At 73.3% G+C, this 7,249-nt stretch carries 8 protein-coding genes and 1 pseudogene; 3 read left to right on the top strand and 6 right to left on the bottom strand.

Features of this window, described 5'->3' with window-relative positions; genetic code table 11:
• Window positions 1-437: pseudogene (locus tag QM572_RS01995) on the top strand (hypothetical protein); the annotation flags it as partial.
• Window positions 438-537: 100 nt separating this feature from the next.
• Window positions 538-1,284, top strand: a complete 747-nt coding sequence (locus tag QM572_RS01990; protein WP_415089484.1) for a hypothetical protein — start codon at window positions 538-540, stop codon at window positions 1,282-1,284.
• A 12-nt stretch (window positions 1,285-1,296) separates the two neighbouring features.
• Here the strand turns inward: QM572_RS01990 and QM572_RS01985 are convergent, their stop codons facing one another.
• The 6 genes from QM572_RS01985 to QM572_RS01960 all read right to left on the bottom strand — a co-directional run bounded on the left by QM572_RS01985 (window position 1,297) and on the right by QM572_RS01960 (window position 6,068).
• Window positions 1,297-1,461, bottom strand: coding sequence for a hypothetical protein (locus QM572_RS01985; RefSeq protein WP_415089481.1), 165 nt, complete (start codon window positions 1,459-1,461; stop codon window positions 1,297-1,299).
• A 53-nt stretch (window positions 1,462-1,514) separates the two neighbouring features.
• Window positions 1,515-1,817: a WhiB family transcriptional regulator gene (locus QM572_RS01980; protein WP_415089479.1), complete on the bottom strand. Its 303-nt coding sequence runs from the start codon at window positions 1,815-1,817 to the stop codon at window positions 1,515-1,517.
• A 119-nt stretch (window positions 1,818-1,936) separates the two neighbouring features.
• On the bottom strand, window positions 1,937-2,146 hold the full coding sequence (locus QM572_RS01975; protein WP_415089477.1) for a hypothetical protein: 210 nt from the start codon (window positions 2,144-2,146) through the stop codon (window positions 1,937-1,939).
• A gap of 127 nt (window positions 2,147-2,273) precedes the next feature.
• Window positions 2,274-4,346 (bottom strand): ATP-dependent DNA helicase UvrD2, encoded by a 2,073-nt coding sequence (locus QM572_RS01970; protein ID WP_415089474.1) that lies wholly within the window; start codon window positions 4,344-4,346, stop codon window positions 2,274-2,276.
• 47 nt (window positions 4,347-4,393) lie between these two features.
• Window positions 4,394-5,299, bottom strand: coding sequence for a hypothetical protein (locus tag QM572_RS01965; protein WP_415089472.1), 906 nt, complete (start codon window positions 5,297-5,299; stop codon window positions 4,394-4,396).
• Between the two features lie 76 nt (window positions 5,300-5,375).
• Entirely contained in the window at window positions 5,376-6,068 is a 693-nt protein-coding gene (locus QM572_RS01960) for a hypothetical protein (protein WP_415089470.1), read from the bottom strand.
• A gap of 148 nt (window positions 6,069-6,216) precedes the next feature.
• Here QM572_RS01960 and QM572_RS01955 point away from each other — a divergent pair, with 148 nt between their 5' ends.
• Window positions 6,217-7,119 (top strand): diacylglycerol/lipid kinase family protein, encoded by a 903-nt coding sequence (locus QM572_RS01955; RefSeq protein ID WP_415089468.1) that lies wholly within the window; start codon window positions 6,217-6,219, stop codon window positions 7,117-7,119.
• Window positions 7,120-7,249 lie beyond the last annotated feature (130 nt).

The following is a 7,249-nucleotide window of genomic DNA, read 5'->3' as shown; positions in this document are numbered from 1 at the left end:
TGGGCCCGCGAGGGCGCGGCCTGGCAGTGCTCCTCGCGGACGGCCTGGTGCGGCGCGACCTGGCCGACGACCAGTCCGGCGCGCACCTGCCGGTCGCGGCGCTGTCCGACGGCTGGGAGATCGGTCCGCTGGTCGTGCCTGGGCGCACGGCCTGTCTGCGCTGCGTGGACGCCGCCCGCAGCCAGGTGGACCCGCGGCTCCCCCTCGTCGTGGACCAGGTCGCCCGCCGGCCGGCGGCCGCGGCGTCCCCGGCGTCGGCGACGACGCTCGGCCTGGCACTCGTCGTGCGGGAGATCCTCGCCTGGGTCGACGGCGACGAGCCGGCGTCGTGGTCCGCCACGATCACCGTCCCCTCTTCGGGACTGCCCGAGCGCCACGGCTGGCTCCGGCACCCGGACTGCGGCTGCGCGTGGGACGTCGTGCTCACGGCCGAATGAGGCTCGGGCGAGCGGGACAGGCGGCCCGGACGGGCATCTGACAGAGGGGTCTCAGGATTCTGCAGGCGATTCGCACAGCCCGTCTCGCCACGATGGCCGGATGACACCGTGGTCGGCGAAAGCTCCCTTCCCCTCGTCGAGCCTGGCGGCGCTCAGGAACAGCGGACTGGTCGAGCTGCGGGGCTCGTCGGGCCCGCGGTGGCGCGACCGGGACGCGCGAACCCTGATCGTGGTCGGCGTCCCGCGCTCGGGCACAACGATGGTGGCGACCGCCCTGGTGCGGCTCGGCGTGCCCATGGGAGAGCTGAACGAGGACGTCTACGAGGACCTCGAGACGGCCGCCGCCCTGGAGCAGGGCGAGGTGGCGCTCCTGCCCCTGATCGAGCGGCGCAACCAGGCTCACCGGGTGTGGGGCTTCAAGCGGCCCGAGGCATTCACAGCACTGGATCCCGCAAGGATCGGGATCTTCCGCCGCCCGCGCGTGCTGGCGACCTTCCGCGACCCGGTGGCGATCGCCGAGCGGAACCGGATCTCGGTGCACCAGGACTTCATGGCCGGACTGCGGCGGGCCGTCCGTGAGACCCGGCGTCTCGTGCAGTGGCTGGGGCTGCTCCCGTGCCCGGTCTTCGTGATCTCCTACGAGAAGGCCCTCGGCTCGCCCGAGGAGCTGATCGACGGCCTCGTCTCCTTCTGCGGGCTCACCCCGACCGCGGAGCAGCGGGCAGCGGCGATCGACTCGGTCCAGAACGGCACGAGCGCCTACCTCGACGCCAGCCGGATCCCCGAGACGCCTGCAGCCACAGGCGGGACGTGCCCCCCTGTGGCTGCAGAGTCGTGGCGCCCGTGATCCGTGCCCGGATCACAGCGCGCGGGCAAGCGCGAGGCGCGCCTGCTTCGCGGCCTTCTCGGCCTTGCGGCTGAGGCGCCGGGCGCGGGCGATCTCGTAGGACCGTCTCTGCTCGCGTGCCTCCTCCAGGCGCGCGGCACAGTGCGCGCGCGCCAGGTCTTCGTGCCAGAGCTCCATCTCTGCTCTCCTCGAATGTCGTGAACGTCGTTGTCTGAATCTGAGCGGGCGGCTCACGCGGCGTCCTTCCGGGGACGTCCGCGAGGCCGCTTGCGCGGGATCACCACTCCCTGGAGGAACAGCTCGCCACCCCACACGCCCCACGGCTCGCGGCGCGCGAGGGCCCCGTCGAGGCACAGGCTCTGCATGGGGCAGTCCTGGCACAGCGACTTGGCCGCCTCGACATCGGCCGGGGACTCGGCGAACCACAGCTCCGGGTTGTTGGCCCGGCACGGCAGCTCGGTGACCTCGTTCGCCTGGTAGGCGAGCCCAGCCTCGAGCACGTGGTCGGTGCGGTCGAGAACGCTGGTGGTCATGACTTCCTCCTTCAAGGGGGTGTTGGTGGTGGTGTCGGTTGACAGGTGCGGGAAGCCAAAAAGGCCGCGGATCCCGGTGTCGGGTTCCGCGGCCTGGAGAGCTGCTGATCGTCGTGTCGTCAGGCGATCAGGGGGCTCCAGACGGGAGAACCCGGGAGGTTCGTCGTGCCGGTCCAGTCGGCAATGCGGACGCCACCGCGGAGGGAGGCGTGACCGGCTGCGGGCGCGACGAACCGCGACGGCTTCTTGGCCATCGCGATGTGGTCGAAGTACTTCTCCATGCCGGTCACCTCCTTCGGGCGAGTCGTGCGCGTCGTGACGCGCGTCAACGGGTTGATCCGACCTTAGAAGGCCTTTCGCGCGGGGCGCAAACCATTTATCGGCCTTTCTCGAAACTTTTCCGGAAGTCGCCGGAAGTCGGCTGTTTCTCGGGGCTCCGAGCCGGGCTGGACCCGCTCAGCCTTGGAGAGCGAGGTGCTCCTCGACGATGGCGAGCACCTCGTCGCCGTAGTCGGCGAGCTTGACCGAGCCGATCCCGTCGATGGCGCGCAACTGCTCCAGCGTGGTCGGCCGGCGCTCGGCGATCCGCTCGAGCGTGTGGTTGGAGAAGACGATGTACGCCGGCTTCTCGATGTGGGCGGCGGTGCGGGTGCGCCATTCCTTGAGGCGCTCGAAGAGGGCCTCGTCGTAGAGCGGGTCACAGCTCTCGTGCCGGCCCAGGCGCCGCTCGGCGCCCGTCGTGAGGACCAGACCGCAGGTGGAGCACATCCGGGCCCCGCGCGCCTTGGGCGCGGCCGCCTCGGGACGGGCCGACGCGGGCAGCAGTGGGTCGAGGAAGCGGCTGGGCTTGCGGGAGCCGCGACCGCCCGGCTGCCGGGCGGCGGCCCACGAGAGCGCGAGGTCGCGCCGGGCGCGGGTGACACCGACGTAGAGCAGGCGGCGCTCCTCCTCGATCGCGGGCGGCGAGTCGAGGGCGTAGGAGAACGGCAGCGTGCCGTCCTGGAGGCCGACGAGGAAGACCGAGTCCCACTCCAGGCCCTTGGCGGCGTGGAAGGTGGCGAGGGTGACGGAGTCGGCGACCGGCGCGTGCTGGTCGGCGGCACGGCGGTCGAGGTCGTCGACGAAGTCGCCGAGCACCGCGTCGTCGTGGGCGGCGGCGAAGGCGAGCGCCTGGTCGACGAGCGCCTGCCAGGACTCCCAGCGGTCGCGGACCTGGCCGCGGGCGGCCGGCGGCTGCTGGGTCCAGCCCATCCCGGCCAGGGTGGCGTGGACGGTCTCGATCATCGGCTCGGCGGCGTCCTCGGCGTCGGCCGACCGCCCGCGGGCGGCGCCGCGCAGCCGGGTCACCGCCTCGCGCACCTCGGGCCGGTCGAAGAACCGTGCCGCGCCCCGCACCGTGTAGGGGATCCCGGCGGCCGCCAGGGCCTCCTCATAGGCCTCGGACTGGGCGTTGATCCGGAAGAGGATCGCGATCTCCGAGCACGGCCGCCCCTCGGCCCGCAGCGCCTTGATCCGGGCCGCGACGGCGCTCGCCTCGGCCACCTCGTCGGTGCGGCCGTGATAGCCCACCTCCGGGCCGGCGGCACGCTGCGCGCGAAGCTCGACGCCGGCCGAGGCCGTGCCCTGCAGGAGCCGGTTGGCGGTCGCCACGACCTGGGGCGTGGAGCGGTAGTTGCGGACCAGCTCGATGCTCGTCGCCTTCGGGAACCTGCGGCCGAAGTCGCGCAGATAGCCCGCGTCGGCGCCGGCGAAGGAGTAGATCGTCTGGGCCGGGTCGCCGACGACGCAGAGCTCGTCGCGCCCGCCGAGCCACAGGTCGAGCAGCGCCGACTGGAGGGGTGAGACGTCCTGGAACTCGTCGACGACGAACCACTTGTACTGCCGGCGGACCTGTGCGGCGACCCGCTCGTCCTCGGCCAGCATCCCGGCCGTCAGCAGCAGCACGTCCTCCATGTCCATCCGGCCCTGGGCGCGCTTGCCCTCCTCGTAGGCGGCGAAGACCCGTCCGACCGTGGCCGGGTCGACGCCGTCGACCGAGCGCCCCCGGCGGGCGGCGACCTGGGCGTAGCCGCCGGGATGGACGTTGGAGACCTTGGCCCACTCGATCTCGCTGGCCAGGTCGCGCAGGGTCGCCTGGTCGGTGGAGAGGCGCTGGCGGCGCGCCGCAGCGCCGACGATCGGGAGCTTGGACTCGGTCAGCGCCGGCAGCTCGGTGCCGTAGACGTGGGGCCAGAAGTAGCGCAGCTGGCGCAGCGCGGCGGAGTGGAAGGTGCGTGCCTGGACCGCGCCGGCGCCCATCCCGCGCAGGCGCTGGCGCATCTCGCCCGCCGCGCGCGTGGTGAAGGTGACCGCGAGGATCTCACTGGGCGCGTAGACGCCCGTGGCCACGCCGTAGGCGATGCGGTGGGTGATCGCGCGGGTCTTGCCCGTGCCGGCGCCCGCGAGGACGCGGACGGGGCCCCGCAGCGCCTCGGCGACCCGCCGCTGCTCGGGGTCGAGCGCGTCGAGCAGGGCGTCGGGATCGGGCACGTGGCCACCCTAGACGGGGTCGCCGACAGGTCGGCTCCGAGCCGTCCTCACGAGCGGCCGAGGAACCCCCGGCGCCACAGCCGGCCGTCCGACTCGTCGTCCGCGGCGTCGGCGGGCCTCCGCCGTGCCTCGCCCGCCGGGGGCGCCTGCGGCGGGAAGGGGGTGTCCCAGTCGATGTCGTCCTCGAGCGGGATCTCGGCCGAGTCCCCGACTGGGCTCTCGACCGGGCTCTCGGCCGGGATCGCGACGGCGGTGGACTCGGGGAGGCCCGGCAGGTCGTCGCCTCCCGGCTGGGCCAGCGCGCCGACCACGGACTCGCGCAGCGAGCCGACCGCGCCCAGGACCTCGCCGAGCTGGTTGGCCGAGGCCTGCAGCGCGTCGTAGAGGCTCTGCGCCACCGTCTCGATGTCGTCGAGCGTGGACTGCGCCCGGTCGTGGGTGAAGTCGATCAGCTTCTGCCGCACCGAGTGGGCGTCCGCCAGCGCGCCGAGCCGGATGTCGTCGGACTGCCGGATGGCGTACGCGAGGGCCTCGCGCGCCGCGTCGCGCTCCTCCTCCGCCGAGGCCAGGGCCTCGGCGGTCTGGGCGCGATGGGCGTCCGCGTCGACCTGCGCCTGCGCCACGATCTCCTCGGCGCGCACGGAGGCCTCGGCGAGCGCCCGGTCCGCGATGCCGCGGGCGGTCGTCTCGGCGTTCTCCAGCTCGGCGCGGACCTGGTCGGCCATGGACTGGGCCTGGGTCACGATCGCGTCCGCGTCGGCGTAGGCCCGGCCGCGGACGGCGCGAGCCTGCTCCAGCTCCTCCTCCGCCTGGCGGCGCAGGTCGAGCAGCGAGCGGGCCCCGGTCGCGATGGCCGCCGCCCGGGTCGCCGGGTCGCCGGGCTCCGCCTCGGTCACCGTCTCCACCTCGGCATCGACGTCGGCCACGAGCTCAGGCTCGCTGTCCTCGCCCATCAGACTCCCCCTTCGGCGTGTGTCCTGGGGATCGTACGGCCCAGGCGCGGCGAACGGGAGCCCAGGCTCCTCCGGCTCAGCGCCGCTTGACCTTCGTCGTCCAGTCGAAGGCGGCGATAGAGGCGTTGCCGGGGATGTAGAAGCGCACCTTGGTGCCGACCTTCGCACGGAGCTTGAAGGTGGTGCCCGAGGTGGAGACCGCGACCCGCTTGGCGAGCTTCCACTTCTTCTTCCCCTTCTTCTTGAGGTAGACGAAGCCGGTCGCGGCCGGGGTGGCGGACCACGTCACGGGGATGGGCTTGCCGCTCTTCACCTTCTTGCTGGAGATCCCGACGTCGCGGAGCGTGGTGACGCCGATGGCCGCGGACTCGCTGGCCGGGAAGGTGTAGCCCGAGCCGTCCGTGCCACCGGAGTAGGCGAGCTTGAACTGGGCGGTGCCGTCCAGCGTCGGCCACGACGCGAAGGAGTAGCTGGTCGAGAGGTCGAGCGTCGCGGCGGTCTCCCAGGTGCTGCTGCCGGGGCGCAGGCGCTGAATGGAGAGCGTCCCGGCGTCCGGGGTCCCGGAGGCGCCGTCGGTACAGGTCGCGTTGATGGCGAAGTTGGCCGGCAGCTCCTGGCCGTAGTAGCCCTGTGTCGCCGTGGCGGTCAGCGTCGTGGTGACGGTGCACGACGTGGCCGCCGAGGCGGGCGAGACGCCCGCGAACGGAGCGAGGAGGCCGGCGATCAGGGCGATCGCGAGGAGCAAGGCACGACGGGTCGACGTCGACATGGGCCCGAACCCTTTCGATGGGTGGGGCGACCGCCTCACGCCGACGTCCCCACGGTGGTCAGATCTGGGGCCAGATCTGGCGCCATCATGACGTTTACTGCGAGTAAAGGGAAGCCCTTTCCCAGGGATCGCTGGCTAGGTTGTCGGCGTGGACGCTCTGCTGGTGCTGGCCCGGCCCGACGACGACCTCACCGCGGTGCTGGCGGTGCTGGAGGGGGCCGCCGAGGTGAGAGTCGCGCGGACCGAGACCGCCGACGAGCTGGACGCCGCCCTGGGGAAGGGGGCGGGAGCGCCGCGGACGGTCGTGGTGGTCGGCGGGGACGGCACCCTGCATGCGGCGATGGCCGCACTGCACCGACTCGGCCTCCTCGGCGAGACCACGGTCGGGCTGGTGCCGCTGGGCACGGGCAACGACTTCGCCCGCGGGGTCGGGCTGCCGCTCGACCCGGCCGAGGCGGCTCACGTCGTACTCGCCGGAGCGACGCGGGCGACCGACCTGATCCTCGACGAGGACGGCGGCGTGGTGGTCAACAGCGTCCACGCCGGCGCGGGTGCGGACGCGGCGAAGCGGGGCGAGTGGTGGAAGACGCACCTGGGGATCGTCGGCTACCCGATCGGCGCGCTGCTGACGGCGCTGCGGCCCCCGTCGCTGCATCTGTCCGTCGAGGTCGACGGCACTCCCCTGTCGTTGCCGCACACCCACGTGCTGCAGGTCGCGGTCGGCAACGGCCCGAACGTCGGCGGTGGCACGGAGCTGGTGCCGACGGCCGATCCCGGCGACGGCGTGGCGGACGTGATCGTGTCCATGCCGAAGGGGCTGTGGAGCAACCTCGGCTACGCACGCGACCTCCTCCGCGGCCGGCATCACGAGCGCAACGACGTGACGGCCGCCCGGGGTCGCACCGTCACCGTCTCGGGCGCCGCGGCCGGCGAGGAGTTCTGGTGCAGCACCGACGGCGAGATCGAGGGACCGCATCGACGACGGACGTGGCGGGTCGTGCCGCAGGCCTACCGGCTGATCGTGCCGGACGGGCCGCGTCAGGCGCAGTAGTCGCAGACCTTCGTGGCCGGCAGCTGCATCCGGCAGGTGGGGCAGAGCGCGACCTGCGGCTCGGCCGGCCGCGCGGGCCGGGCCGGACCCGTCGCGGGCACGCGGGCCGCTCGTGGGGTCCGCGGCGTCC

This window comes from Nocardioides sp. (assembly GCF_047607365.1).
Lineage (GTDB): Bacteria > Actinomycetota > Actinomycetes > Propionibacteriales > Nocardioidaceae > Nocardioides.
This window is presented reverse-complemented; position numbering and strand designations above follow the sequence as displayed.

Coding starts and splice junctions, on each gene's coding strand:
- QM572_RS01990 (WP_415089484.1), top strand. CDS start 538: ATGACACCGTGGTCGGCGAAAGCTCCCTTCCCCTCGTCGAGCCTGGCG.
- QM572_RS01985 (WP_415089481.1), bottom strand. CDS start 1,461: ATGGAGCTCTGGCACGAAGACCTGGCGCGCGCGCACTGTGCCGCGCGC.
- QM572_RS01980 (WP_415089479.1), bottom strand. CDS start 1,817: ATGACCACCAGCGTTCTCGACCGCACCGACCACGTGCTCGAGGCTGGG.
- QM572_RS01965 (WP_415089472.1), bottom strand. CDS start 5,299: ATGGGCGAGGACAGCGAGCCTGAGCTCGTGGCCGACGTCGATGCCGAG.
- QM572_RS01960 (WP_415089470.1), bottom strand. CDS start 6,068: ATGTCGACGTCGACCCGTCGTGCCTTGCTCCTCGCGATCGCCCTGATC.